Here is a 26,290-nt window from a genome sequence, read left to right as displayed (position 1 = left end):
CCGCCGCTCGTCAGCAAAAGCGCAAGCGCTTTCCTGTTACCGCCCGACTTGCATGTGTTAGGCCTGCCGCCAGCGTTCAATCTGAGCCATGATCAAACTCTTCAATTCAAAGCTTGATGCTCAAAGAATTCTGACTAATTAGTTCGTAATGAATTAACTGTTGTTCACTCTTCAAGACTTTAAAACGTATTTTTTTGTGATACGGTCTTGTGAGTGCCCACACAGATTGTCTGATTAATTGTTAAAGAGCAGGCTGAATTAAAATTGAATATTCTCGTTCAGCCGGGCTGCGTATACTACGCTGTTCGCCCGCAGAGTCAAGCGCTTATTCGCTTTCCTTCTGCCTGACCTCTCAATCTTTATCAGCGTTGTGTCGGTCAGTGGTGGCGCATTATAGGGAGCTCAGATTTTTATACAATACTTTTTTTTCACATTTATCACCAACAGGCGAATCCTTGTTCCTTTTGAACAAAATTAAAACCAAAATAGCCCAATTCAACAAGTTTCTTTCATTGCATACTGGTATTTTCCTCACTAAAATCCTATTTAAAGTAAATCTCCATCTTCTCTTCAGAGGTATACATGTCCGAAACGCTACGCAGTTACCTTGATATTCAACCCAAAGTTGGTCAGAACGTTATGCTAGATTCGTCTAGTGTAATCATTGGTGATGTTAGACTTGCTGATGATGTCAGTATATGGCCTTTAGTTGTCATCCGTGGGGACGTTAATTATGTATCTATTGGTATACGTACTAACATTCAAGATGGCTCTATATTACATGTGACACACAAAACAACAGACAATCCTCATGGTTTCCCTTTAATTGTAGGAAATGATGTCACTATCGGGCATAAAGTTATACTTCATGGCTGCACTATCGGTAATCAAGTACTCATCGGTATGGGCTCCATTTTACTTGATGGTTCAGTGATCGAAGATAACGTTATTGTTGGAGCGGGCAGCCTAGTAGCCCCAGGCAAGATATTAGAAAGTGGGTACCTTTATATCGGCAGCCCTGCCCGTCAGGTCAGAAAACTAAAACCTGAAGAATTAAAAGGGCTATGTTATTCAGCAAGCCACTACGTTAGCTTAAAAAATAACTACTTGCAGGAAGATAATATGTAACGTCCCAAACGATCATCATCTTTGTTATTAATTACTAATTCGAATTCCTCTTCTTATATCCCAACGATTTTGTCGAAAAAGACTTAGTGGATGATGATCTTTTGTTCCATAACGGTATAAAAGATCCTCGGCACTTATCATGCATTGAACCAACAATCCATTTACCAGTGCGGGAAAAATGACTGTCTGCTCTTGTTCGTTCCACTCTTCTCTATCAGGAAACTAAATAGATTGATTCACGAATGTAATTCCTGTTCCAATGTTAGCAATACAGGTGTAATTTCAGGCAATACGCCATGCCATAATTTAAATGAATGAGCAGCTTGCCCTACTAACATTCCTAATCCATCCGCATAACGAGAAACACCATGCTTCTTAGCAAAGGAAATAAAGGGCGTCAAATTAGCCTGGTAAAACATGTCATAACAGACACAATTTTCATTAAATATGAATGGAGATATAGAAGGAATCTCACCGTTAATACCAGATGCAGTCGCATTGATAATTAGCTCAAACTCAGGATTATTAAGTGTTTTCATCTCAACAGGCCGAATATTACCTATTGACGAAAAATCATTAGCAACCTGTGTAGCGCGACTAAACGTGCGGTTTGTTATTGTAATTTCACAACCAAATTCTAATAATGGAAATAAAACACCTCTGGCAGCACCACCAGCGCCAATGATCAAAATATGTTGTCCGTGAGTAATAAACCCAAGTCGTATCAAATCTGTTAATAACCCTATACCATCCGTGTTATCACCAAGCAATTTATTATTATCCAATAATTTCAAAGTATTAACTGCACCACTGAGTCTTGCTCGTTCAGTCAATTCATTTGCCCGAATAAATGCCTGCTCTTTAAATGGCACAGTAATATTGGCTCCTATACCTCCCTGTTTAAGAAATACATCCAATGCCTCTTCGAATTTACTTATCGGCACTAGAATTTTCCCGTAACGATGCTCAATACCTGTTTGCCCAGCGAATAACTGATGGATACGCGGAGATTTACTGTGTGCAACAGGATTACCAAAGACGGCAAATTGATCCATATTTATTCTTCTCCTATCCTTGACGATAAAGTTCACCAGTTAAAGCATCCCGAATTTCTGAAGGATTTTTCCGACCGCCAACACCTCCATTTAATATAGGAAGCTTATCTCCAAACTGTTGTCTAACTTCTTCTGCTGTTCTGCATGGTTCAAGACCATTCAAATTTGCACTTGTCGACACCAACGGTTTACCATAAAAAGTACATAACTGTTTCACCAAAGGATGATCACTAACTCTGACAGCCAAGGTAGTAAATTGCCCAGTCAACCATTTAGATGTACTGAATTTGGCAGGGATTACCCAAGTTACAGGTCCTGGCCAACAAGCAAACATAACTTCTTTTTGTGCTTCTGTTAAAAGTTTATCATCAAGATATGGCTGTAATTGTTCATAATTATCTGCGATAAGAATCAACCCTTTCTGCCAAGGACGTTTCTTTAATATCAGCAGTTCATTTACCGCTTTTTCACTATCAGGATCACATCCAAGTCCAAAAACAGCTTCCGTCGGATAGGCAATCACTTTTTCTGCTTTTAATGCAGTTAATACATTCTCAAATGCAGATAATGCTTCATTGCTCATTTTATTACTCTACTTAATTGCTTAATTTACTTGCTGTTTTCCACACAATTTACTGGCACAAAATGATTTTATACCTTGTGATGTACGTTTTTCCACCAGTAATGGATAAGAACAAAACATACATTTACCCTCAATTGGCTTATTATTTAATACAAACTGGCAATTAGGGTAACGGTTACACGAATGGAAAATTTTTCCGAAACGTGATTTCCTTTGGAGTAGTTGTCCTTGTTTACATTGCGGACAAGATATTAACGTCTCATCCGGCTTATCAATTAGCTCTGCATGTTCGCATTCGGGATAACGACTACAACCAATGAACATTCCATAACGTCCTTGACACAAAATCAAATTGGCTCCACACGCCGGACACAGCTGCCCTTCAAGTTCTTTTACCACATGACCATCACTTTGCCCTTTTAATGGACGAATATATTGACATGATGGATAACCAGAACATCCAAGAAATGGGCTATGGATACCATTACGTATAACCAATACAGAACCACATTCAGGGCAATATTCAGTTTCATTAGTAGAGAAAGGAACCATTTTTGCCATACTATTTTCACTCAAAAAATTATTCTCATATGACGTTGAACAGGACAGGACTCTGGAAATTCAGTTAATTTAACTCACGCGTACATAACCACCAGCAACCACAGCCACCTTACCCAGTAGTTCCAGCTCAAGGAGCTTTGTCATTACCTCAGTTATAGGTAATGAAGAACGCTGAGCAATAATATCAACAGGCGTTATTTCAGCTCCTACGTTAACTAGCACATCCGTAAATGGCAACTCAGTTTGCTCAAACTGCGGTTTTACTTCTTCCTCCGTTCTTTCCATATTCAACCATTGTAGTGAACTGTAAACATGTTCCACAATATCCATTGTATTTGTAGCTAAATATGCACCTTGCTTTATTAACCAATGATTCCCTTCACTCACTGAATTTCCCAAAAGCCCTGGTAATGCAAATACATCTCTTCCTTGTTCTAGGGCACAACGAGCGGTAATTAACGAGCCACTATTTTGACCCGCTTCTACAACAATCACTGCTGAGCTTAATCCACTTATAATCCGATTTCTTTTAGGAAAATTTTTTGCACGCGGCGGCATATCCGGAAAAAATTCAGAAACAAGAGCACCATTCTCCTCAATTTGCTTTGCTAATGATCCGTGTCTATGAGGATAAATCTGCCCAAGCCCACTACCTAATACAGCTACTGTTTCTCCTCCACTATCCAATGCAGCTCGGTGACAAATACCATCAATACCAATAGCTAAACCACTAGTAATAACTAACTCATATCCAACCAGTTCACTTGCAAAAATTCTTCCCCATTTCTCACCATAATAGCTTGCTGTCCTGCTCCCTACCATCGCCACCTGCTTCTTTAAAAGGGTATTTGGTTTTCCTGACACAAAAAGCACAAGCGGAGGGGTATGTATCTGCTTTAATAGAGGTGGATACGAAGGGTGAGAATATGTCAATAAATGGTGCTCTGGTTGTTCCAGCCACTTAAGGCATGAGGCGAGTAAGGTTTTATTTACTTTAGTAAATTGCAGAGATTGTGCTGACGATAATCCACTATCTTTCAGCACAGCGAGATAACGATTCCCGGAATGTAATAATTTTTCTGCAACATTTGCTGCTCTCTCTGTTGCCAAATGAGAAACCATCTTCATTCGCAACCATACTTCCATAGCTTCCATGTTGTCATCCTAGCTAAGATTGACGGACAAAACTAAACTGCTCAATTAGCAATCGATACTGTCAATCTAAACGGGAAATGTCTAGAATAGACATAGAATACCATTAACATTTTGGACGCAGATCTAAACATATATGTCAGTATTACAAGTATTACATTACCCAGACGAGCGGCTTCGCACTATTGCAACGCCAGTTGAAACAGTTGATGCAGAGATTCGACGTATCATTGATGATATGTTTGAAACTATGTATGCAGAAGAAGGCATTGGTTTGGCCGCAACACAAGTTGATATTCATCAGCGTATTGTTGTTATTGACGTATCAGAAACACGTAATGAGCGTCTCGTTCTTATCAACCCAGAATTACTGGAAAAAAGTGGCGAAACTGGGATAGAAGAGGGCTGTTTGTCTATTCCTGAGCAACGAGCACTGGTGCCACGAGCCGAAAAAGTCAAAATCAAAGCCCTAGATTACAATGGCCAACCATTTGAATTACAAGCTGATGGCCTGCTAGCAATTTGTATTCAGCACGAGATGGACCATTTAATTGGTAAACTTTTTGTGGATTACTTATCTCCACTGAAACGCCAACGTATACGCCAGAAAGTAGAAAAACTGGACAAACAAAAAAACCGAACCAAGTAAATTAATTAATACAGGAAATAAACGTGTCTGATTCTTTACGTATTGTTTTTGCCGGAACACCTGATTTTGCAGCACGCCATTTAGAGGCTTTGTTAATGTCTAAGCATGAGGTGGTTGGCGTTCTAACTCAACCAGATAGACCGGCAGGAAGAGGTAAAAAACTGACACCCAGTCCTGTAAAGGTACTGGCAGAGGAACGTAACATCACCGTTTTTCAGCCAGCTACTTTACGCTCAGAAGAAAACCAACAATGGATTCTAAAACAACAGCCTGATGTTCTCATAGTTGTTGCCTATGGATTGATCCTTCCTAAGGCTGTTTTAAATATTCCAAGATTAGGCTGCCTAAACGTACATGGCTCCCTATTACCACGTTGGCGAGGTGCAGCCCCCATTCAACGCTCGCTCTGGGCTGGCGATACAGAAACAGGCGTAACGATCATGCAAATGGATATAGGTCTTGATACTGGCAACATACTATATAAAGCAAGCTGCCCTATTACACCTGAGGATACCAGCGCCAGTTTATACGAAAAACTGGCCAACATTGGGCCAGATGCGTTACTCGAAACATTATCGTTAATAATATCGGGTAAAAATCAACCTGAAATTCAAAACGAAAATTTAGTTACCTACGCTGAAAAACTAAGCAAAGAAGAAGCCCGTATAGATTGGGAACTATCTGCAACCCACCTCGAACGCTGTATTCGTGCATTTAATCCCTGGCCCATGAGCTTTTTCGAGATGGAAGGGCAACCTGTTAAAATTTGGAAAGCAGAAGCCATTGAAGAACAAACTTCTGCAGAACCAGGAACTGTATTAAAAGCAGACAAAAAAGGTATTTATATTGCCACTGCTGATGGAATTCTGAACATTACTCAATTACAACCTGCTGGTAAAAAAGCAATGTCAGCAGCAAATCTACTTAACTCTAAACGTGAATGGTTTACACCAGGCAATAAAATCAATTAAATACTATTTTATGCTGTAAGCATTCTCACAAATTTTCTCTTAATGCTGGCTTTTGTCAGCTTTTTTAACTATGAAAAACACATATAATCTACGAAGTGTTGCCGCAAAAGCAATCAATCAAGTTCTGGACCAAGGACAGTCTCTGAGTACAGTCTTACCCAAACTGCAACAAAATATAACCGATAAAGATAAACCCTTGTTACAGGAATTATCTTTCGGAGTATTACGCGTATTACCACAACTAGAGTGGATAATAGGTCAACTAATGGCAAAACCATTAAAAGGTAAACAACGTATTCTTCATTACCTGCTTATGGTTGGAATATACCAACTTGCCTATACTCGCATCCCAGCCCATGCAGCACTTGCTGAAACAGTAAATGGGGCCGTAACGCTGAAGTATCCTCAATTAAAAGGGCTAATTAACGGCGTTCTTCGCCAATTTCAGAGACAACAGCTACAGTTAATGGAATGTGTACAAAATAATCCCAGCCATCACTTACACCCAGTATGGCTATTAACTCGAATCCAAAAAGCCTATCCACAACAATGGCAACAATTTATTAATGCTAATAATAAAAAACCACCTATGTGGTTACGAGTTAATCGTATATATCATAGTCGGGATGAATATCTCGCTCTTCTTCATAAATCGGGAATTGATGCGGAACCAACGCCCAAATCACCTTATGCTATCCGCATAATTTCCCCTTGTCCTGTAACAATATTACCTGGATTTGACAAAGGTTGGGTCACTGTCCAAGATGTATCCGCACAAGAGTGTGTCGAGTTACTAAAACCCACTAAGGGAGAGAAAATTCTCGATCTTTGTGCAGCACCTGGAGGGAAAACAACACATATCCTCGAAATAGCACCAGAATCTCAAGTATTAGCGGTCGATATTGATGAACAAAGAATCAAACGAGTAAAAGAAAACCTCCAACGCCTTAATTGCCACGCTACAGTAAAAGCCGGTGATGGACGCCACCCTGAACAATGGGCAAAAAACCAGCAATTCGACCGCATTCTTTTAGATGCCCCGTGTTCAGCAACAGGAGTAATCCGTCGCCATCCTGATATCAAATGGTTACGCCGCGAGGAAGATATTACTCAATTAGTTCAATTACAATCTGAGATTCTTGATGCAATCTGGCCATACTTAAAGAAAGGCGGAACACTAGTATATGCAACCTGTTCTATTCTACCAGATGAAAATAGCCAGCAAATCAGCTCGTTTTTAAAACGCCACCCAGATGCAAAATTAACGGGAGCAGAAGCAAATGATTGTCCGGGAAAACAAATAATACCTGAGTTAAATGGTGGCGATGGTTTCTTTTACGCTCGATTAATTAAACAGTAATATATCTTTGCAATTCATAGAGATAGTTATTTGTTTTCAATAAATTAGAGAATACTATGAAAATAATTATTCTTGGTGCAGGTCAAGTTGGCGGTACATTAGCTGAAAATCTGGTAGGTGAGAATAATGATATCACTATAGTCGATACTGATCCTAACCGTTTACACCAACTACAAGATAAATTCGATCTCAGAGTAGTCAATGGTCATGGCTCTTACCCCAGGGTATTAAGAGAAGCTGGTGCTGAAGATGCTGATATGTTAGTTGCTGTAACTAATTCTGACGAAACTAACATGATTGCATGCCAAATTGCTTATTCTTTATTCAATACACCAAATAAAGTTGCGCGAATACGCGCAGCAGAATATATCTGCGAAGCAGATAAACTTTTTCTCCCTAATGATATTCCTATTGACTATCTTATTTCACCAGAACAACTTGTCATAGACTATATTTACAAGCTAATTCAATATCCTGGTGCCTTACAAGTTGTTAACTTTGCCGAAGGCCGAGTAAGTATTGTTGCAGTAAAAGCTTATTATGGAGGCTCACTTGTAGGAAATGCACTTTCCTCACTTCGTGAGCACATGCCACACATTAATACCAGAGTTGCTGCAATATTCCGTCAGGATCGACCAATAAGACCACAAGGTTCTACAATTATTGAAGCCGGTGACGAAGTTTTCTTTGTCGCTGCATCACAACATATTCGTGCTGTAATGAGTGAGCTTCAACGTTTAGAAAAGCCCTACAAGCGTATTATGATCGTAGGTGGTGGTAATGTGGGTGCCGGCCTTGCACTACGTCTCGAAAAAGATTACAGGGTTAAATTAATCGAACGAAATCAACAAAGAGCTACAGAACTAGCTGAATTATTGCATGACACCATTGTTTTCTATGGAGATGCCTCCGATCAAGAGTTATTAGCTGAAGAACATGTAGAACAAGTAGATGTATTTATTGCTCTAACCAATGATGACGAAGCAAATATCATGTCTGCAATGCTTGCCAAACGCATGGGGGCCAAAAAAGCCATGGTTCTCATCCAACGTAGTGCATATGTCGATTTAGTTCAAGGCGGTGTCATTGATATTGCAATCTCTCCACAACAAGCGACAATATCCGCGCTACTAGGTCATGTCCGCAAAGCGGATATCGTAAGCGTTTCCTCATTGCGTCGCGGAGTGGCCGAAGCTATCGAAGCGATTGCTCATGGAGATGAAAACACATCAAAGGTTGTTGGTCGAGCTGTAGGTGATATTAAATTACCACCAGGCACTACAATTGGTGCAATAGCACGCGGTGAGGAAGTCATTATTGCTAATGATTACAGCGTGATCGAACAAGGAGATCATGTAATTATGTTTATTACAGATAAGAAATTTGTCCCAGAAGTAGAGAAATTATTCCAGCCGAGCCCTTTTTTCCTTTAAAAACCAAAGAAATAGTCATGTACCAGTTATATAATTCGAGCACAATAACTGATACAACTTGATATATTTTAATTAGAGGAATGTGACGAAATTTTTAAATTATTTTATGGATTTACTATGAAAAGTAATTTTGCCAATTTAGCTGCTGACGTCAGCGTCGATATGATTATAAAAGAACACCGTACCGTCATTCACTATTTTATGCACAATAAAACCAATAAACAGATCATTTAGTAAAAAGAAATTAAAGATATACCAGATACCCTAAATTACTAAAACAAAATTACTATTAGAAATTCGTAGGTTACTGAAAAGTAGGAGATAGATCTATTAAACTAAAAGACCAGTAGTAAAGAATCTAATAACCCCTTACCACTGGTCTCCCAGTTACTTTTACTTGCTTTACTATGTTTTTCTTTCCTCTGGTAACTTCCCTTTCCCTTTTTATTTTTTTCAACTCGCTGTTTAAATAGTGGATCACGTAATAAAGCTTCTAGAGCATTATCCTTTATTACACCTTTTTTATGGTGATATGTAGTCATCATATGCCTCTATCATATTAATTTATCTGAAAACACAGCAATTGTACTCTCTGAATTTTCAATAATAAAGAAAAATTACTTATTTCTTATTTAAAGCACCTTGTTCTAACGTTTCAAGAATAGAACAATAAGTACTTATATGAGAGCTACCACAGCAAGCATCACTTAACATCTTAAGTGAATCACGCATTTTTCGCATTTCAAGAAGCTTTTCCTCCACTTCCATTAACCTAGAATCTACAATTTGCTTCGACTGTTCACAAGTATGATGGGCTGGATCTACACGAATAGACAATAATTCTGTAATAGCCTCCAATGTAAACCCCAATTGCTTAGCATAGCGTATAAACCGAAGGCGCTGTAGATCTTGCTCTGTATAAAGTCTATATCCTCCTTCTGTACGGTTCTGATGTTCCATCATTCCTTGTTTTTCATAGAAACGCACAGTATCAGGAGTTACATTCGCTAATTTAGCCAGTTGGCCAATACGATACATCTTTATATCTCCTACAATAGATCACATTGCTTGAGATATCAGCATAACAGGATGAAAAGAAATAAGTTAGAGATTCATTATATACAAACGTAAAAAAACCGGGATAAACCCGGTTCTTTTATATGCCCCTACAGATTACTCCGCAGTCGCAACTTCTGTTTGAAGCTCAGCGGCACGGTCAACAAGCTCGATGTATGCCATCGGAGCATTGTCACCAGCACGGAAGCCACACTTAAGAATACGAGTGTAACCACCTGCGCGGCTCGCAAAACGCGGGCCCAGCTCATTAAACAATTTTGCCACGATTTCGTTATCACGAGTACGGGCGAATGCCAGACGACGATTAGCTACGCTGTCGATCTTGGCAAGAGTAATCAGCGGCTCAACGACGCGACGCAGTTCTTTCGCTTTAGGCAGAGTCGTCTTGATGATTTCATGACGAACCAAAGAACCTGCCATGTTACGGAACATAGCTTGGCGATGGCTGCTGTTGCGGTTCAATTGACGACCACTCTTACGATGGCGCATGACCTTATCCTTCTCAGTAAAACCTTAACCTGTGATCTAGTTATTCATCAGCAATACTTGCTGGCGGCCAGTTTTCTAAGCGCATGCCCAGAGATAAGCCACGTGAAGCCAGTACGTCTTTGATCTCTGTAAGAGATTTTTTACCCAGGTTAGGTGTCTTAAGTAACTCAACCTCGGTACGCTGTACCAAATCACCGATGTAGTGGATAGCTTCTGCCTTAAGACAGTTAGCAGAGCGGACAGTCAATTCCAGATCGTCAACAGGGCGCAGCAGGATCGGATCAAACTCTGGCTTCTCTTCTTTTACTTCTGGCTGACGTACATCACGTAAATCAACAAAAGCTTCTAGCTGTTCAGCCAAAATAGTAGCTGCACGGCGAATCGCCTCTTCAGGATCGATTGTACCGTTAGTTTCCATCTCGATAACCAACTTGTCCAAATCGGTACGTTGTTCTACACGCGCTGCTTCAACATTGTAGGCAATACGCTCTACTGGGCTATAACAAGCGTCTACTAACAAACGACCAATAGGGCGCTCATCTTCTTCCGAATGAATCCGGGCAGAAGCCGGCACATAACCTCGACCACGCTGAACTTTAATGCGCATGCTTATAGAAGCAGTTTCGTCAGTCAGGTGGCAGATTACATGCTGCGGCTTGACGATTTCGACATCTCCGTCGTGGATAATGTCGGCTGCAGTCACAGGGCCAATGCCAGACTTATTCAAGGTAAGAATAACTTCATCTTTTCCCTGAACTCTTACCGCCAGCCCTTTCAGGTTGAGGAGAATCTCCAGGATATCTTCCTGTACACCTTCTTTGGTGCTGTACTCATGCAGTACACCATCAATCTCAACCTCAGTCACCGCACAACCCGGCATAGACGAAAGCAGAATACGGCGCAGTGCGTTACCTAGAGTATGGCCAAAGCCACGCTCTAATGGCTCAAGGGTCACCTTGGCGTGCGTCGAACTGACTTGCTCGATATCAACCAGGCGCGGTTTTAGAAACTCTGTCACAGAACCCTGCATTGTGTCCTCTCTTTGGTGCTAAGCTTTACTTAGAGTAAAGCTCGACGATCAGGTGTTCGTTGATGTCAGCAGACAGATCAGCACGTTCTGGAATACGTTTGAACACACCTTCCATCTTCACAGCATCAACCTCCAACCAAGTTGGTTTCTCACGCTGCTCAGCCAGCTCTAAAGCCGCCTTGATACGAGACTGCTTTTTCGATTTTTCGCGAACGCTGACTACGTCATTCGGGGATACCTGATAAGAAGCGATGTTAACAACGCGGCCATTTACCATGATAGCCTTATGGCTTACCATTTGGCGTGACTCAGCGCGAGTCGCCCCGAACCCCATACGGTAAACAACGTTGTCCAGACGACCTTCCAGCAAACTCAGCAGGTTCTCACCTGTGTTGCCTTTCAGACGAGTTGCTTCTTTATAGTAGTTACGGAATTGACGTTCCAGAACACCGTAAATACGACGAACTTTTTGTTTTTCACGTAACTGCACACCGTAGTCAGACAGACGCGGTTTACGTGCGCCATGCTGCCCAGGTGCTTGTTCTAATTTACACTTGGTGTCAATCGCGCGAACGCCAGACTTCAGGAATAGATCTGTACCCTCGCGACGGCTCAGCTTGAGCTTAGGACCCAAATATCTTGCCATTTTCTTTCTCCAATCGAACCTAAAAAGTAAACGCTATTAAACGCGACGTTTTTTAGGTGGACGACAACCGTTATGAGGGATCGGAGTCACATCAGTAATGTTAGTAATGCGGAAACCTGCCGCATTTAACGCTCGAATAGTTGACTCGCGGCCAGGACCAGGTCCCTTAACCATAACTTCCAGGTTCTTAATTCCGTATTCTTTCACTGCTTCGGCGCAACGCTCTGCTGCAACCTGAGCGGCAAACGGAGTAGATTTACGAGAACCACGGAAACCGGAACCACCGGCAGTTGCCCAACCCAGAGCGTTACCCTGACGGTCAGTAATGGTCACGATTGTGTTGTTGAAAGAAGCATGGATATGAGCCACACCATCAGAGACTTGCTTTCTTACACGCTTACGTGCACGAATAGGTGCTTTTGCCATTATACAATACCCCGATTATTTCTTGATCGGCTTACGTGGACCCTTACGGGTACGTGCATTGGTCTTAGTACGCTGGCCGCGAACAGGTAGACCACGACGGTGACGTAAACCACGATAAGTACCAAGATCCATCAGACGTTTGATGCTCAGGGTTACTTCACGACGCAAATCGCCTTCTACAACGTATTTAGCAACTTCGTCACGCAGCTTATCAATTTGCTCTTCAGACAGCTCACTGATCTTAACATGTTCAGCAATACCCGCCGCAGCACAAATAGCTTGGGAGCGAGTTTTACCAATTCCGTAAATCGATGTTAAAGCGATCACGGTATGCTTCTGATCAGGAATGTTAATGCCTGCTATACGGGCCACTATGCACTCCTAAGTTATTTATTTACCGCAACACCATTCTGAAAAGCCCGTTTTCAGGATACTCAAACAGTGTTGCTGTGACATAAAAAAGATTGGCTGGCTAATTTAGCCAGCTCAAACCGACTTTGCAAGAAAAATATGCTATTTTATTAGCCTTGGCGTTGTTTATGCTTAGGCTCTGCACTACAAATCACACGAACGACACCGTTACGCTTAACGATTTTGCAGTTGCGACATAATTTCTTGACGGAAGCACGAACTTTCATTTTTACTCTCCGTAACTTCTCAAGCAAACCAATTAACGGTTATAACCTTTAAGATTTGCCTTCTTCAATGCAGACTCATACTGACTTGACATCATCAGAGTTTGCACTTGAGCCATAAAGTCCATGATGACTACAACTACGATAAGTAGCGAAGTACCGCCAAAATAAAATGGCACCTTCATCGCATCACGCATGAACTCCGGGATTAAGCAGATAAAAGTAATATACATCGCACCAACTAAAGTTAGGCGCGTCATTACTTTATCAATGTACTTGGCTGTTTGCTCTCCCGGACGAATTCCTGGTACAAATGCACCGGACTTCTTCAGGTTATCTGCTGTTTCTCTCGGGTTGAAAACCAACGCGGTATAGAAAAAACAGAAGAAGATGATTGCAGACGCGTAGAGTAACACATAAAGAGGTTGCCCAGGCTGCAAGTACATTGAAATAGTAGTCAGCCAGTTCCAACCAGTTCCTCCCCCGAACCAAGAAGCTATGGTACCAGGGAACAGAATAATGCTGGAAGCAAAAATTGCAGGGATAACTCCAGCCATGTTCACTTTCAACGGTAAATGTGTGCTCTGTGCAGCATAAACTCGGCGACCTTGTTGACGTTTCGCATAGTTAACAACGATACGTCGTTGGCCACGCTCCATGAAAACAACGAAGAAAGTTACTGCAAACACTAACACTGCAACCAACAGCAACAGGAGGAAGTGCAGATCGCCTTGCCGAGCTTGCTCGATGGTATGGCCAATGGCCGGCGGCAAACCCGCAACAATACCAGCAAAGATTATGATAGAGATACCGTTTCCAATACCACGCTCAGTAATCTGCTCACCCAACCACATTAGGAACATAGTCCCAGTAACCAGGCTCACAACAGCCGTGAAGTAGAAAGCAAATCCTGGATTGATCACCAGTCCTTGCATTCCTGGCATATTTGGCAAACCAGTAGCAATACCGATTGACTGGAATATAGCCAGCACTAAAGTACCATAGCGAGTATACTGGCTAATCTTACGACGACCAGCTTCCCCTTCCTTCTTAATCTCCGCCAACGTTGGATGAACCACCGTCAACAACTGAATAATAATAGACGCAGAAATATACGGCATTATCCCCAGTGCAAAGATAGAAGCACGACTTAAAGCACCACCAGAGAACATGTTAAACATTTCAATGATGGTGCCCCTTTGCTGTTCGAGCAATTTGGCAAGCACAGTGGCATCAATACCAGGGATAGGAATAAAAGAACCAATGCGGAAAACAATTAACGCGCCAATAACAAACAACAGCCTACGTTTCAGCTCGCCTAGTCCACCTTTAGCACTTTGAAAATCTAATCCTGGTTGTTTAGCCATCTGTTACTTATTCCTCAATTTTACCGCCAGCAGCTTCAATTGCAGCACGAGCGCCTTTAGTAACACGAAGGCCACGCACAGTTACTACACGATTGATTTCACCAGAAAGAATAACTTTCGCGAATTCAATTTGAGTGCCAACAATATTAGCGGCTTTCAATGCGTTCAGATCAATAATATCGCCTTCAACGGCAGCAAAATCAGATAAACGAACTTCTGCTGTAACCATCGCCTTACGTGAAGTAAAACCAAATTTTGGCAAACGACGGTACAAAGGCATCTGACCACCTTCAAAACCACGGCGTACGCCACCGCCAGAACGAGACTTCTGGCCTTTGTGACCACGGCCACCGGTTTTACCCAAGCCAGAACCAATACCACGACCTACACGTTTAGGCGCATGCTTGGAACCTTCAGCCGGAGACAGAGTATTTAAGCGCATCTGTTACTCCTCAACTTTAACCATATAGGAAACCAAGTTGATCATACCACGTATAGCAGGAGTATCTTCACGCTCTACTGTATGACCGATACGGCGCAGACCTAAACCAACCAAAGTTGCCTTATGCTTAGGCAGACGGCCGATTGAACTGCGAATCTGTGTTATTTTAATAGTCTTAGCCATGGTCATTACCCCAGAATTTCTTCGACGGATTTACCACGCTTAGCGGCGACCATTTCTGGAGACTTCATACTGTCTAAAGCATCCAGAGTTGCACGAACCACATTAATAGGGTTAGTGGAACCATAGGTTTTAGCCAGTACGTTATGAACACCAGCCACTTCCAAAACAGCACGCATAGCACCGCCTGCGATGATACCAGTACCTTCGTGAGCAGGCTGCATGAACACACGGGAACCAGTGTGTGCACCTTTTACTGGGTGATACAAAGTGCCGCTGTTCAGTGCGACGGTTTTCATATTGCGACGGGCTTTTTCCATCGCTTTCTGGATTGCTGCCGGAACTTCGCGTGCTTTGCCGTAGCCAAAACCAACGCGACCATTACCATCACCTACAACAGTTAGTGCGGTAAAGCTGAAAATCCGGCCACCTTTTACGGTTTTAGATACGCGATTTACCGCAATCAGCTTTTCCTGCAGTTCGCCAGCTTGTTTTTCGATGTGAGCCATCTTACACCTCTACCTTAGAACTGAAGGCCAGCTTCACGGGCAGCATCTGCCAGTGCCTGGACTCGACCATGATATTGGAAACCAGAGCGGTCAAAGGATACATCTTTAATACCTTTTTCCAACGCACGTTCAGCAATTGCTTTGCCAACTGCTGCTGCTGCTTCTTTATTTCCAGTGTATTTCAGTTGCTCATTGATAGCTTTTTCTGTAGTAGAAGCTGCCACCAAAGTTTCAGAACCGTTTGGTGCGATAACCTGCGCATAAATATGGCGAGGGGTACGATGTACCACCAGGCGAGTTGCACCCAGTTCCTGGAGCTTGCGGCGTGCGCGGGTCGCACGACGGATACGAGCTGCTTTCTTATCCATAGTGTTACCTTACTTCTTCTTAGCCTCTTTGATACGCACGACTTCGTCGGCGTAACGAACACCCTTACCTTTATAAGGCTCAGGACGACGATAGGCACGCAGTTCTGCCGCAACCTGACCGATTACCTGTTTATCAGCACCCTTTAGTACGATTTCAGTTTGTGACGGACATTCTGCAGTAATGCCTGCTGGCAGTTCGTGGTCAACTGGATGTGAGAAGCCCAGAGACATGTTGACAACATTGCCTTTGACTACTGCACGATAACCAACACCTACCAGTTGAAGCTTCTTAGTGAAGCCTTCGGTAACACCGATAACCATAGCATTCAGCAAAGAACGAGTTGTACCCGCCTGTGCCCAACCACCAACATAACCATCGCGTGGAGCGAAGGTCAGTTGATTATCTGCATGCTTAACTTCAACTGCGCTGTGGATTGTACGACTTAGCTCGCCGTTTTTACCCTTAATCGAAATAACCTGACCGTCGAGTTTTACCTCTACGCCGGCAGGAATAACGACGGGTGCTTTTGCAACACGAGACATTCTTTCCTCCCGAATTAAGCTACGTAGCAGAGAATCTCGCCACCAAGACCAGCTTGGCGAGCTGCACGATCAGTCATTACACCTTTAGAGGTAGAAACAACAGCGATACCCAAGCCAGCCATAACTTGTGGCAGCTCATCTTTTTTCTTATAGATGCGCAGACTTGGGCGGCTTACACGCTGAATACTTTCTACAACAGCCTTACCTTGGAAGTATTTCAGTACTAATTCCAGTTCTGGCTTGGTGTCGCCTTCAATTTTATAATCTTCAATATAACCTTCTTCCTTCAGCACTTTGGCAATTGCCACTTTCAGCTTGGAGGAAGGCATGGTGACCGCAACTTTATTCGCGGCCTGACCGTTACGGATACGGGTCAGCATATCCGCGATGGGATCTTGCATGCTCATCTGTCTTTACTCCCGTGATTCAATTGGTGACAATTACCAGCTAGCCTTTTTAAGGCCCGGAATTTCACCGCGCATGGCGGCTTCACGGACTTTAATTCGGCTCAACCCAAACTTCCGCAAAAACGCATGCGGACGACCAGTTTGGCGGCAGCGGTTACGCTGACGAGAAGGGCTGGAATCACGTGGCAGTGTTTGCAGCTTGAGAACAGCATTCCAACGCTCTTCATCAGATGCATTCACATCAGAAATGATAGCTCTCAATTCCACACGTTTAGTGAAGAATTTTTCAGCTAATTTCGCACGTTTTACATCACGTGCTTTCATTGATTGCTTAGCCATGAATACCCTGCCTTACTTGCGGAACGGGAAGTTAAAAGCAGCCAAAAGTGCGCGGCCTTCATCATCAGATTTCGCAGTTGTGGTGATAGTAATATCCAGACCACGAACACGATCCACTTTATCGTAATCGATTTCAGGGAAGATGATTTGCTCACGTACACCCATGCTGTAATTGCCACGACCATCAAATGACTTCGCAGACAAACCACGGAAGTCACGAATACGAGGTACAGCAATAGAAATCAGGCGCTCAAGAAACTCCCACATACGTTCACCACGCAGGGTCACTTTACAGCCGATTGGATAGCCCTGACGGATTTTGAAGCCTGCAACTGATTTGCGTGCTTTGGTGATTAATGGTTTTTGACCAGAAATTGCTGCCAGATCCGCTGCTGCATTATCCAGCAGTTTCTTATCAGCGATCGCTTCACCAACACCCATGTTCAGGGTGATCTTCTCGACCCGAGGGACTTGCATGACAGAATTGTAGCCAAACTGAGTCATCAGTTTTTGGACTACCTCGTCTTTGTAGTAATCATGCAGTTTCGCCATCGTATTACTCCAAATTACTTGATAGTTTCGCTGTTAGATTTAAAGAAACGAACTTTTTTTCCGTCTTCAAATCTAAAACCTACACGGTCAGCCTTACCGGTTGCCGCATTGAAGATCGCAACGTTTGAAACCTGGATTGCAGCTTCTTTTTCAACGATGCCACCTGGTTGGTTCAGAGCCGGAACAGGCTTCTGATGTTTTTTAACCAAGTTGATACCTTCAACAATGACTTTCCCAGTAGAAAGAACCTGTTTTACTTTACCGCGCTTACCTTTATCTTTTCCGGTCAACACGATAACTTCGTCATCACGACGGATTTTCGCTGCCATTGTCCGCTCCTTAGAGTACTTCTGGTGCCAGGGAGATAATTTTCATGAACTTTTCATTACGAAGTTCACGAGTTACCGGCCCAAAAATACGCGTACCGATAACTTGCTCACTTGTGTTGTTTAACAACACGCAAGCATTGCCATCGAAGCGAATGACAGAACCGTCAGGGCGACGAACACCCTTCTTGGTGCGCACCACTACCGCTTTCAGGACATCACCTTTTTTCACTTTACCACGAGGAATTGCTTCCTTAATGGTGACTTTTATGATGTCGCCGACGTGTGCATAGCGACGGTGCGAGCCACCCAGAACCTTGATACACATTACGCGACGTGCACCGGAGTTGTCGGCCACGTTCAGCATAGTCTGTTCTTGGATCATTTTAGTGCTCCGCTAAATGTCAACTACTACTGAGCCCACTTCACTACTATAATTTAGTATGAAGAGGCCGTTCAGATACCCCATATCACGAGGGCGCGGCATTATAACACCACATCTCAGATATAGATAGAAAAAATAAACGGCTCATCGCCTGAGCCGTTTACTCTATTCGAGCCAGCTTACAGAATCGCTTTCTCTACAACGCGAACTAAAGTCCAAGATTTAGTTTTGGACAGTGGACGGGTTTCGCGGATTTCCACCACATCACCAATGCCACATTCATTGTTCTCGTCATGTACATGCAGTTTAGTCGTACGTTTGATGAATTTACCATACAGAGGGTGTTTCACCTTACGCTCAATAGCAACAACAATAGATTTCTCCATTTTGTCACTTACAACACGACCTTGCAGAGTACGGATTTTATCGGTCATTACGCACCCGCCTTCTCAGTCAATAAAGTCTTAACGCGTGCGATATTACGACGCACTTGTTTCAACAGATGAGACTGTTGTAGCTGGCCACTTGCAGCCTGCATGCGCAGGTTAAATTGTTCACGCAGCAAATTCAGCAGCTCAGTGTTCAGCTCTTCAACGCTTTTTTCGCGCAGCTCTTGTGCTTTCATTACATCACCGTCTTAGTTACAAAGGTGGTCTTGATAGGCAGTTTCGCTGCTGCCAGCTTGAATGCTTCACGAGCCAGCTCTTCAGGCACACCGTCCATTTCATAAAGGACTTTACCAGGCTGGATCAAGGCAACCCAATATTCTACGTTACCTTTACCTTTACCCATACGCACTTCGAGTGGCTTTTCAGTGATAGGTTTATCTGGAAATACACGTATCCAGATTTTACCTTGACGTTTAATTGCACGAGTCATAGCACGACGTGCCGCTTCAATCTGACGTGCCGTCAGACGGCCACGGCCCACAGCTTTCAGACCGAAAGTGCCGAAGCTAACATCCGCACCTGCTGCCAGGCCACGGTTACGGCCTTTGTGCATTTTACGGAATTTCGTACGCTTTGGTTGTAACATCAGCGACTCTCCTTACTTGCGGCCTTTACGCTGCTGCTTTTTCGGTTGTGCAGCCGGTTTTTCCGCCTGTTCAACAGCAGCCATACCACCCAAGATCTCACCTTTGAAGATCCATACCTTAACGCCGAGTACACCATAAGTGGTGTGCGCTTCTGAAGTGTTATAGTCGATATCTGCACGCAGTGTGTGCAACGGTACACGACCTTCACGATACCATTCAGTACGCGCGATTTCAGCACCGCCTAAACGGCCACTGACTTCCACTTTAATGCCTTTAGCGCCCAAACGCATCGCATTCTGGACTGCGCGCTTCATAGCGCGACGGAACATAACACGACGTTCTAGCTGTGAAGTAATACTGTCAGCAACCAGTTTCGCGTCCAGTTCAGGCTTACGCACTTCAGAGATATTAATTTGCGCAGGAACACCAGCGATTTCCGCTACAGTTTTACGCAGTTTTTCTACGTCTTCACCTTTCTTACCGATTACAATACCTGGGCGAGCAGTGTGAATAGTTACACGAATACTTTTAGCAGGACGTTCAATAACAATGCGTGAAATAGACGCTTTTGCCAGTTCTTTATTCAAGTACTGGCGAACTTTAAAATCGCTGTCTAGGTTGTCAGCGAATTCTTTAGTATTCGCATACCAGGTAGAGTTCCAAGGTTTGACAATACCCAGGCGAATACCATTAGGATGTACTTTCTGACCCATTGCTAGTCTCCAGAGTCTCAGCGATCGGACACAACCACAGTAATGTGGCTGCTGCGCTTCAGGATGCGATCTGCACGACCTTTTGCACGAGGCATAATACGCTTCATGGTCGGGCCTTCGTCTACGAAAATCTTCGTGACCTTCAGATCATCAATGTCAGCACCATCGTTGTGTTCTGCATTAGCAATAGCAGACTCAAGTACTTTCTTCACTAAACCAGCAGCTTTCTTATTGGTATAGGTCAGAGTTTCCAGAGCTTGCGACACTTTCTTACCGCGAATCAGGTCAGCTACGAGGCGAACCTTCTGAGCAGAAGAACGAGCGTGGCGATGTTTAGCGATAGTTTCCATCTCTTCCTCCTACCTTAGCGCTTTTTAGCCTTTTTATCGGCCGCATGGCCGCGATAAGTACGGGTCGGCGCGAATTCACCTAGTTTATGACCAACCATTTCGTCGGAAACAAAAACTGGTACATGCTGACGACCATTATGGACAGCGATGGTCAAACCGATCATGTTAGGAAAGATCGTTGAACGACGGGACCAAGTCTTGATAGGCTTTTTGTCTCCGCTTTCCACCGCTTTCTCTACCTTCTTCAGCAAGTGCAGGTCAATAAATGGACCTTTCTTGAGAGAACGTGGCATGGTTTATCCTCTAATTATTTTTTAGTACGGCGACGTACGATGAACTGATCAGTACGTTTATTACTACGGGTCTTCTTACCTTTAGTTTGAACACCCCAAGGAGTTACAGGATGTTTACCAAAGTTACGACCTTCACCACCACCATGTGGGTGATCTACCGGGTTCATCGCCGTACCACGAACGGTAGGACGAATGCCACGCCAGCGACTTGCACCAGCTTTACCCAGAACGCGTAGCATATGTTCTGCATTGCCAACTTCACCTAAAGTGGCGCGGCAATCAGACAGAACTTTACGCATTTCACCAGAACGCAGACGCAAAGTTACATAAGAACCGTCACGAGCAACGATCTGAACGTATGCACCAGCAGAACGAGCCAACTGACCACCTTTACCCGGCTTCATTTCTACGTTATGTACGGTAGAACCAACAGGGATATTGCGCATTGGCAATGCGTTACCAGTTTTGATAGCTGCATCAGCACCAGATTGGATTTGATCACCAGCTTTCAGACCTTTAGGTGCAAGGATATAACGACGTTCACCATCTTTATACAGAACCAGGGCGATATTCGCTGAACGGTTTGGATCATATTCCAAACGCTCAACTACAGCAGGGATACCATCTTTATTACGTTTAAAGTCAATCAAACGATAGTGCTGCTTGTGGCCACCACCAATATGACGAGTGGTAATACGGCCATTGTTGTTACGACCACCGGTTTTGCTGCTTTTTTCCAGCAATGGAGCATAAGGTTTACCCTTATGCAGCTCAGGGTTAACCACTTTAACAACGTGGCGACGGCCCGGAGACGTAGGTTTACATTTAACAATTGCCATTGTTCTTTACTCCTCCGACTTACTCTGCACCACCGATGAAGTCCATATTCTGGCCTTCCTTCAGTGTGACGTAAGCTTTTTTCCAGTCGCTACGACGACCAATACGCTGACCGTGACGTTTAGTTTTGCCTTTAACCAGCAAAGTGTTAACACCTTCAACTTCGACTTCAAACAGTTTCTGCACAGCAGCTTTGATTTCTGCTTTAGTCGCGTCTTTCGCAACTTTGAGAACGATGGTGTTGCTCTTTTCCATCGCTGTAGAAGCTTTTTCAGATACGTGCGGCGCGCGCAGTACTTTCAGCAGACGTTCTTCACGGATCATGCCAGCATCTCCTCAACTTGCTTCACAGCATCAGCAGTCATAACCACTTTATCGAAGGCGATTAAGCTAACTGGATCAATACCAGCTACATCACGAACATCAACCTTGTACAGGTTGCGAGCTGCTAAGAATAAATTCTCATCAACTTCATGAGTGATAATCAGCACATCTTCCAGAGCCATATCTTTCAGTTTCTGAACCAGAAGCTTGGTTTTAGGAGCTTCTACAGAAAACTTCTCGACAACGATCAAACGATCTTGACGTACCAGTTCAGACAGGATGCTCTTTAAAGCACCACGGTACATTTTCTTATTAACTTTTTGACTGTGGTCCTGTGGTTTAGCTGCAAAAGTTACACCACCAGAGCGCCAAATTGGACTCTTAATAGAACCAGAACGTGCACGGCCAGTGCCTTTCTGACGCCATGGTTTCTTACCTGAACCAGAAACTTCAGCACGGGTTTTCTGAGCACGAGTACCTTGACGTGCACCAGCTGCGTAAGCAACAACTACTTGATGCACAAGCGCTTCATTGAAATCACGCCCGAAGGTAGTTTCGGAAACAGTCAGCGCGCCTTGCGCGTCTTTCATTACCAATTCCATTCCTATCTCCTCGACGTTACGCCTTGACAGCCGGTTTTACGATCAGGTTGCCGCCAGTTGCACCTGGAACAGCACCTTTGACCAGCAGCAGGTTGCGCTCAGCGTCAACACGTACTACATCTAGGCTTTGAACAGTTACACGTTCATTACCCAGTTGGCCTGCCATTTTCTTGCCTTTAAATACCTTGCCCGGAGTTTGGTTCTGACCGATAGAACCCGGGACACGATGAGACAAAGAGTTACCGTGGCTAGCATCTTGGGTACGGAAGTTCCAGCGCTTAACAGTACCAGCAAAACCTTTACCTTTAGATGTACCAGTAACGTCGACTTTCTTAACGTCAGCGAAAATCTCAACGCTAATACTTTGACCTACAGCATATTCTTCGCCTTCAGACAGACGGAATTCACGCAGGATACGGCCAGCTTCAACACCAGCTTTAGCGAAATGACCTGCTTCAGGTTTGTTTATACGGTTAGCTTTTTTGCTACCAGTAGTAACCTGAATTGCACGATAACCATCACTACCCAGATCTTTAACCTGAGTCACACGGTTATCTTCAATTTCGATAACAGTTACAGGGATAGAAACGCCATCTTCAGTGAAGATACGAGTCATACCCACTTTTTTACCGACTAAACCAATCATTGTTTCAACCTCTCAATCGTTCAATGACCTGATTAACCCAGGCTGATCTGCACGTCTACACCGGCAGCCAGATCCAGACGCATCAGAGCATCAACGGTTTTCTCGGTTGGCTCAACGATGTCAACCAGACGCTTATGAGTGCGAATTTCGTACTGATCACGCGCATCTTTATTAACATGCGGAGAAATCAGAACGGTAAAACGCTCTTTACGAGTCGGCAGCGGGATAGGACCACGCACCTGCGCACCAGTACGCTTAGCGGTCTCGACAATTTCCGCAGTTGATTGATCGATCAAACGATGATCAAATGCTTTCAGGCGAATACGGATTCTTTGGTTCTGCATGAGACCAGAGCTCCAACTATTTTATAAACGTAAATAATTACTCCTCGTACCCATTTCGATTGACGGGAGAGTGTAATCGTTCAATATATAACCCCCCTATCGGGAGTATTTTAAATGGCAGCAAAGCAATACTGCACATTCACTGGTTATCAAACCAGACTTACACGTAAGTAAGACCGCATATTATACGCAAATCAATTAACAAAGCAAGATACAGATGAAGATTTGTCCGGAATAGAGTCAAAGGAGCATGAAACAAGATGCCCTAACTGAACAACAGATAGGGCATTTTTTCGTACCTATTCTCCTTCAAGGATTTGTGCTTGAGTGTAATTTTGAATCCCCATACGTTCAATTAATTCAAATTGAGTTTCCAACCAATCAATGTGTTCTTCTTCTTCATCTAGGACATCGATCATCAAATCACGGCTAACATAGTCATGAATCGAATCAGCATAAGCAATCGCTTCTTTCAAATCTCTAGCTCCCTGCAATTCGAGCTGCAAGTCAGATTTGAGCATTTCTTCGATATCTTCTCCGATGTTAAGTTTTCCTAGATCCTGCAAATTAGGAATTCCTTCAAGAAAAAGGATACGTTCAATGTACCTATCAGCATGCTTCATTTCATCGATAGATTCATGATATTCCTTATCATTCAGGCGGGTAAGGCCCCAGTTTTTGAACATCCGGGCATGTAGAAAATATTGATTAATTGCAACAAGCTCATTTCCAAGAAGTTTGTTCAAATGAGCAATCATTTTTTTATCACCTTTCATAGTTTACTCCTCCGCTTCCAGTACTTAAAGTGTAGTACCTATTCAGCAGAGTAGTAGTAAACTTATCTCTTTTTTATCAAGCAACGTTATCTATCTTAGGTAGCTGTGCAATTTCCTCATTAATTAGCTCTCGGGCTTGGCGTATGCATTTGCCACAATCACGGCCTACAGGCACAATACGTTTTAGTTCTCTAATAGAGTGAATATGATGTTGACGCACCGCGTTACGTATTGTTTTGTCACTCACCGCATTACATAGGCAGACATACATAAATAACACTCTCTGGTACACATTATAGCGCATATTAAATAATAATGAGTCTCATTTCAATAATCATTCGCATTTTAATTTTCTGATTCAGGTTCTTCCAAATATCCTTTAGCTTCGTCAAATGGAAGTAGTTCCCTCATTTCTGTAATACTTTGACTAAAAAGACTTTTATCCCTATCAGGAACTTTCTTAAACTTATTCCATCCTAAAAACTATCTCCTACATCAGCAACTCTCTTCGTTGGTATCCCCTCCTTTCGTTAGGGCATACCAACAGATGCAGAACAAACATGAGTCAAATATTACTACCTGTATATAAAAGAAAAGATGACTCATCTAAGTTTGAAGACAAATGCTTATTCGGGAAAATCACGAGGTGGGGGGTTAGTTACCGCTAACGTATTCTACAGATGAATGATGAATATATACTCTAAGAATACCCTAGCAGAACAGCCAGATAACGATAACACCACTAGGAACAAGCAGCCGAAATAAAAACTTAAGACACTAAGAGATAACCGAATGGGATGGTTCATACAGGGAATTTAAGGAAAGGTGATATCAATTAAAACACTAACTAACAGACACCTAGTGTAACACAACCAAGTGTCTGTCCTAAAACAAGTCAGAATACAAACCTGTCCTAAAGTTAGGTACTTAATTCTTAGCTATTAAGCAATAATTTTAGCAACAACACCAGCACCTACAGTACGGCCGCCTTCACGGATAGCGAAGCGCAGACCCTGGTCCATTGCGATTGGCGCAATCAGGGTAACTTTCATCTGAATGTTATCACCTGGCATCACCATTTCCACGCCTTCTGGCAGCTCGATTGTGCCGGTTACGTCAGTTGTACGGAAGTAGAACTGTGGACGGTAGCCTTTGAAGAATGGCGTATGACGGCCGCCTTCGTCTTTGCTCAGAATATAAACTTCTGATTCGAAAGTGGTGTGTGGCTTGATTGAACCCGGTTTTGCCAGTACCTGACCACGTTCGATTTCGTCACGTTTGGTACCACGCAGCAGAACGCCCACGTTCTCACCCGCACGGCCTTCGTCCAGCAGTTTGCGGAACATTTCTACGCCAGTACACGTGGTTTTCGTTGTGTCTTTGATACCCACGATTTCAACTTCTTCACCCACTTTAACAATACCGCGCTCTACACGACCGGTTACCACGGTACCACGGCCTGAAATCGAGAATACGTCTTCGATTGGCAGCAGGAATGGCTGGTCGATTGCACGCTCGGGTTCTGGGATGTAGCTGTCCAGCGCTTCTGCCAGCTCCAGGATTTTGCTTTCCCACTCGGCATCGCCTTCCAGCGCTTTCAGCGCAGAACCACGGATAACCGGAGTGTCGTCGCCTGGGAAATCGTACTGAGACAGCAACTCACGCACTTCCATCTCAACCAGTTCCAGCAGCTCTTCGTCGTCTACCATGTCACATTTGTTCAGGAATACGATGATGTAAGGAACGCCTACCTGAC

42 protein-coding genes, 1 rRNA gene and 1 pseudogene are annotated in these 26,290 nt (G+C 43.4%); 5 read left to right on the top strand and 39 right to left on the bottom strand.

Going from position 1 to position 26,290, the window contains the following annotated elements:
- A 16S ribosomal RNA gene (locus tag C6H66_RS13435) occupies positions 1-108 on the bottom strand; the annotation flags it as partial.
- Positions 109-582: 474 nt separating this feature from the next.
- Between C6H66_RS13435 and C6H66_RS13430 the strand changes: the two genes are divergently transcribed.
- Positions 583-1,128: a gamma carbonic anhydrase family protein gene (locus C6H66_RS13430; RefSeq protein WP_046395687.1), complete on the top strand. Its 546-nt coding sequence runs from the start codon at positions 583-585 to the stop codon at positions 1,126-1,128.
- Here C6H66_RS13430 and C6H66_RS13425 read toward each other — a convergent pair.
- From C6H66_RS13425 to dprA, 5 genes and pseudogenes are all read right to left on the bottom strand, one after another.
- Positions 1,104-1,308: pseudogene (locus C6H66_RS13425) on the bottom strand (DUF1488 family protein). The gene C6H66_RS13430 and the pseudogene C6H66_RS13425 sit on opposite strands and share 25 nt — an antisense overlap.
- 56 nt (positions 1,309-1,364) lie before the next feature.
- Entirely contained in the window at positions 1,365-2,183 is an 819-nt protein-coding gene (gene aroE / locus C6H66_RS13420; RefSeq protein ID WP_105395843.1) for a shikimate dehydrogenase, read from the bottom strand.
- A gap of 13 nt (positions 2,184-2,196) precedes the next feature.
- Positions 2,197-2,766: an L-threonylcarbamoyladenylate synthase type 1 TsaC gene (tsaC, locus tag C6H66_RS13415; protein ID WP_046395684.1), complete on the bottom strand. Its 570-nt coding sequence runs from the start codon at positions 2,764-2,766 to the stop codon at positions 2,197-2,199.
- A gap of 21 nt (positions 2,767-2,787) precedes the next feature.
- Positions 2,788-3,327 (bottom strand): topoisomerase DNA-binding C4 zinc finger domain-containing protein, encoded by a 540-nt coding sequence (locus tag C6H66_RS13410; RefSeq protein WP_046395683.1) that lies wholly within the window; start codon positions 3,325-3,327, stop codon positions 2,788-2,790.
- A 69-nt stretch (positions 3,328-3,396) separates the two neighbouring features.
- Positions 3,397-4,482, bottom strand: a complete 1,086-nt coding sequence (gene dprA / locus C6H66_RS13405; protein ID WP_046395682.1) for a DNA-protecting protein DprA — start codon at positions 4,480-4,482, stop codon at positions 3,397-3,399.
- 133 nt (positions 4,483-4,615) lie between these two features.
- On the opposite strand from dprA, the gene def reads away from it, so the two are divergent.
- The 4 genes from def (at position 4,616) to trkA (ending at position 8,892) form a co-directional block, all read left to right on the top strand.
- Positions 4,616-5,128, top strand: coding sequence for a peptide deformylase (gene def, locus C6H66_RS13400; RefSeq protein WP_036781861.1), 513 nt, complete (start codon positions 4,616-4,618; stop codon positions 5,126-5,128).
- Between the two features lie 23 nt (positions 5,129-5,151).
- Positions 5,152-6,099: a methionyl-tRNA formyltransferase gene (fmt, locus tag C6H66_RS13395; RefSeq protein ID WP_046395681.1), complete on the top strand. Its 948-nt coding sequence runs from the start codon at positions 5,152-5,154 to the stop codon at positions 6,097-6,099.
- A 70-nt stretch (positions 6,100-6,169) separates the two neighbouring features.
- Complete coding sequence (gene rsmB, locus C6H66_RS13390; protein ID WP_046395680.1) at positions 6,170-7,459, top strand: 16S rRNA (cytosine(967)-C(5))-methyltransferase RsmB; 1,290 nt, start codon at positions 6,170-6,172, stop codon at positions 7,457-7,459.
- A 56-nt stretch (positions 7,460-7,515) separates the two neighbouring features.
- Complete coding sequence (gene trkA / locus C6H66_RS13385) at positions 7,516-8,892, top strand: Trk system potassium transporter TrkA (protein ID WP_036781867.1); 1,377 nt, start codon at positions 7,516-7,518, stop codon at positions 8,890-8,892.
- A 335-nt stretch (positions 8,893-9,227) separates the two neighbouring features.
- Here the strand turns inward: trkA and C6H66_RS13380 are convergent, their stop codons facing one another.
- The 33 genes from C6H66_RS13380 to C6H66_RS13220 all read right to left on the bottom strand — a co-directional run.
- Entirely contained in the window at positions 9,228-9,434 is a 207-nt protein-coding gene (locus tag C6H66_RS13380; RefSeq protein ID WP_046395679.1) for an alternative ribosome-rescue factor A, read from the bottom strand.
- Between the two features lie 79 nt (positions 9,435-9,513).
- A complete protein-coding gene (gene zntR, locus C6H66_RS13375; protein WP_046395678.1) occupies positions 9,514-9,930 on the bottom strand; it encodes a Zn(2+)-responsive transcriptional regulator in 417 nt (138 codons plus the stop codon).
- Between the two features lie 135 nt (positions 9,931-10,065).
- Positions 10,066-10,458, bottom strand: a complete 393-nt coding sequence (gene rplQ, locus C6H66_RS13370; protein WP_036781873.1) for a 50S ribosomal protein L17 — start codon at positions 10,456-10,458, stop codon at positions 10,066-10,068.
- A gap of 40 nt (positions 10,459-10,498) precedes the next feature.
- Complete coding sequence (locus C6H66_RS13365; RefSeq protein ID WP_011148772.1) at positions 10,499-11,488, bottom strand: DNA-directed RNA polymerase subunit alpha; 990 nt, start codon at positions 11,486-11,488, stop codon at positions 10,499-10,501.
- 25 nt (positions 11,489-11,513) lie between these two features.
- Entirely contained in the window at positions 11,514-12,134 is a 621-nt protein-coding gene (rpsD, locus tag C6H66_RS13360) for a 30S ribosomal protein S4 (protein WP_011148773.1), read from the bottom strand.
- Positions 12,135-12,170: 36 nt separating this feature from the next.
- Positions 12,171-12,560, bottom strand: coding sequence for a 30S ribosomal protein S11 (rpsK, locus tag C6H66_RS13355; protein WP_002919257.1), 390 nt, complete (start codon positions 12,558-12,560; stop codon positions 12,171-12,173).
- A 15-nt stretch (positions 12,561-12,575) separates the two neighbouring features.
- Positions 12,576-12,932: a 30S ribosomal protein S13 gene (rpsM, locus tag C6H66_RS13350; RefSeq protein ID WP_011148774.1), complete on the bottom strand. Its 357-nt coding sequence runs from the start codon at positions 12,930-12,932 to the stop codon at positions 12,576-12,578.
- A gap of 149 nt (positions 12,933-13,081) precedes the next feature.
- Positions 13,082-13,198 carry a 50S ribosomal protein L36 gene (gene rpmJ / locus C6H66_RS13345; RefSeq protein ID WP_002227352.1) on the bottom strand — a complete coding sequence of 39 codons (117 nt, stop codon included), beginning with the start codon at positions 13,196-13,198 and terminating at the stop codon, positions 13,082-13,084.
- 32 nt (positions 13,199-13,230) lie between these two features.
- Entirely contained in the window at positions 13,231-14,562 is a 1,332-nt protein-coding gene (secY, locus tag C6H66_RS13340) for a preprotein translocase subunit SecY (RefSeq protein ID WP_011148775.1), read from the bottom strand.
- Between the two features lie 7 nt (positions 14,563-14,569).
- Positions 14,570-15,004: a 50S ribosomal protein L15 gene (gene rplO, locus C6H66_RS13335; RefSeq protein ID WP_036781879.1), complete on the bottom strand. Its 435-nt coding sequence runs from the start codon at positions 15,002-15,004 to the stop codon at positions 14,570-14,572.
- A 3-nt stretch (positions 15,005-15,007) separates the two neighbouring features.
- On the bottom strand, positions 15,008-15,187 hold the full coding sequence (rpmD, locus tag C6H66_RS13330; RefSeq protein WP_036781914.1) for a 50S ribosomal protein L30: 180 nt from the start codon (positions 15,185-15,187) through the stop codon (positions 15,008-15,010).
- Positions 15,188-15,192: 5 nt separating this feature from the next.
- Positions 15,193-15,693: a 30S ribosomal protein S5 gene (gene rpsE / locus C6H66_RS13325; protein WP_036781881.1), complete on the bottom strand. Its 501-nt coding sequence runs from the start codon at positions 15,691-15,693 to the stop codon at positions 15,193-15,195.
- A gap of 14 nt (positions 15,694-15,707) precedes the next feature.
- The gene (gene rplR, locus C6H66_RS13320) at positions 15,708-16,061 is read right to left on the bottom strand and encodes a 50S ribosomal protein L18 (protein ID WP_011148779.1); all 354 of its coding nucleotides are present in this window, start codon (positions 16,059-16,061) and stop codon (positions 15,708-15,710) included.
- 9 nt (positions 16,062-16,070) lie between these two features.
- Positions 16,071-16,604 carry a 50S ribosomal protein L6 gene (gene rplF, locus C6H66_RS13315; protein ID WP_036781883.1) on the bottom strand — a complete coding sequence of 178 codons (534 nt, stop codon included), beginning with the start codon at positions 16,602-16,604 and terminating at the stop codon, positions 16,071-16,073.
- A gap of 14 nt (positions 16,605-16,618) precedes the next feature.
- Complete coding sequence (rpsH, locus tag C6H66_RS13310) at positions 16,619-17,011, bottom strand: 30S ribosomal protein S8 (protein ID WP_011148781.1); 393 nt, start codon at positions 17,009-17,011, stop codon at positions 16,619-16,621.
- Positions 17,012-17,044: 33 nt separating this feature from the next.
- The gene (gene rpsN, locus C6H66_RS13305) at positions 17,045-17,350 is read right to left on the bottom strand and encodes a 30S ribosomal protein S14 (RefSeq protein WP_036781885.1); all 306 of its coding nucleotides are present in this window, start codon (positions 17,348-17,350) and stop codon (positions 17,045-17,047) included.
- 12 nt (positions 17,351-17,362) lie between these two features.
- Positions 17,363-17,902 carry a 50S ribosomal protein L5 gene (gene rplE / locus C6H66_RS13300; protein ID WP_011148783.1) on the bottom strand — a complete coding sequence of 180 codons (540 nt, stop codon included), beginning with the start codon at positions 17,900-17,902 and terminating at the stop codon, positions 17,363-17,365.
- A 14-nt stretch (positions 17,903-17,916) separates the two neighbouring features.
- On the bottom strand, positions 17,917-18,231 hold the full coding sequence (rplX, locus tag C6H66_RS13295) for a 50S ribosomal protein L24 (RefSeq protein WP_036781887.1): 315 nt from the start codon (positions 18,229-18,231) through the stop codon (positions 17,917-17,919).
- A 10-nt stretch (positions 18,232-18,241) separates the two neighbouring features.
- Positions 18,242-18,613 (bottom strand): 50S ribosomal protein L14, encoded by a 372-nt coding sequence (rplN, locus tag C6H66_RS13290; RefSeq protein ID WP_036781889.1) that lies wholly within the window; start codon positions 18,611-18,613, stop codon positions 18,242-18,244.
- Between the two features lie 179 nt (positions 18,614-18,792).
- Entirely contained in the window at positions 18,793-19,047 is a 255-nt protein-coding gene (rpsQ, locus tag C6H66_RS13285; protein ID WP_011148786.1) for a 30S ribosomal protein S17, read from the bottom strand.
- Positions 19,047-19,238 (bottom strand): 50S ribosomal protein L29, encoded by a 192-nt coding sequence (gene rpmC, locus C6H66_RS13280; protein ID WP_010847484.1) that lies wholly within the window; start codon positions 19,236-19,238, stop codon positions 19,047-19,049. Before rpmC ends, rpsQ begins: the two co-directional genes overlap by 1 nt.
- Positions 19,238-19,648, bottom strand: a complete 411-nt coding sequence (gene rplP / locus C6H66_RS13275) for a 50S ribosomal protein L16 (protein WP_011148788.1) — start codon at positions 19,646-19,648, stop codon at positions 19,238-19,240. Before rplP ends, rpmC begins: the two co-directional genes overlap by 1 nt.
- Before the next feature lie 12 nt (positions 19,649-19,660).
- Entirely contained in the window at positions 19,661-20,362 is a 702-nt protein-coding gene (gene rpsC, locus C6H66_RS13270; RefSeq protein ID WP_015836279.1) for a 30S ribosomal protein S3, read from the bottom strand.
- 17 nt (positions 20,363-20,379) lie between these two features.
- Positions 20,380-20,712 carry a 50S ribosomal protein L22 gene (rplV, locus tag C6H66_RS13265; protein WP_011148790.1) on the bottom strand — a complete coding sequence of 111 codons (333 nt, stop codon included), beginning with the start codon at positions 20,710-20,712 and terminating at the stop codon, positions 20,380-20,382.
- 14 nt (positions 20,713-20,726) lie between these two features.
- Positions 20,727-21,005, bottom strand: a complete 279-nt coding sequence (gene rpsS, locus C6H66_RS13260) for a 30S ribosomal protein S19 (protein ID WP_011148791.1) — start codon at positions 21,003-21,005, stop codon at positions 20,727-20,729.
- Between the two features lie 14 nt (positions 21,006-21,019).
- A complete protein-coding gene (rplB, locus tag C6H66_RS13255) occupies positions 21,020-21,844 on the bottom strand; it encodes a 50S ribosomal protein L2 (RefSeq protein WP_036781895.1) in 825 nt (274 codons plus the stop codon).
- A 19-nt stretch (positions 21,845-21,863) separates the two neighbouring features.
- On the bottom strand, positions 21,864-22,166 hold the full coding sequence (gene rplW, locus C6H66_RS13250; RefSeq protein ID WP_021322796.1) for a 50S ribosomal protein L23: 303 nt from the start codon (positions 22,164-22,166) through the stop codon (positions 21,864-21,866).
- Positions 22,163-22,768 (bottom strand): 50S ribosomal protein L4, encoded by a 606-nt coding sequence (gene rplD / locus C6H66_RS13245; RefSeq protein ID WP_036814875.1) that lies wholly within the window; start codon positions 22,766-22,768, stop codon positions 22,163-22,165. The genes rplW and rplD overlap by 4 nt, the downstream gene beginning before the upstream one ends.
- Positions 22,769-22,784: 16 nt before the next feature.
- Entirely contained in the window at positions 22,785-23,414 is a 630-nt protein-coding gene (gene rplC, locus C6H66_RS13240) for a 50S ribosomal protein L3 (protein ID WP_046395676.1), read from the bottom strand.
- A 32-nt stretch (positions 23,415-23,446) separates the two neighbouring features.
- Positions 23,447-23,758: a 30S ribosomal protein S10 gene (gene rpsJ / locus C6H66_RS13235; protein WP_001181005.1), complete on the bottom strand. Its 312-nt coding sequence runs from the start codon at positions 23,756-23,758 to the stop codon at positions 23,447-23,449.
- Between the two features lie 299 nt (positions 23,759-24,057).
- A complete protein-coding gene (bfr, locus tag C6H66_RS13230) occupies positions 24,058-24,534 on the bottom strand; it encodes a bacterioferritin (RefSeq protein WP_036814877.1) in 477 nt (158 codons plus the stop codon).
- A gap of 76 nt (positions 24,535-24,610) precedes the next feature.
- A complete protein-coding gene (gene bfd / locus C6H66_RS13225; protein ID WP_046393852.1) occupies positions 24,611-24,805 on the bottom strand; it encodes a bacterioferritin-associated ferredoxin in 195 nt (64 codons plus the stop codon).
- Between the two features lie 670 nt (positions 24,806-25,475).
- On the bottom strand, positions 25,476-26,290 hold an 815-nt coding region (locus tag C6H66_RS13220), incomplete at its 5' end, for an elongation factor Tu (protein ID WP_105395842.1).

The sequence above is a fragment of the Photorhabdus hindustanensis genome (assembly GCF_002968995.1).
GTDB classification, from domain to species: Bacteria; Pseudomonadota; Gammaproteobacteria; order Enterobacterales; family Enterobacteriaceae; genus Photorhabdus; species Photorhabdus akhurstii.
This window is presented reverse-complemented; position numbering and strand designations above follow the sequence as displayed.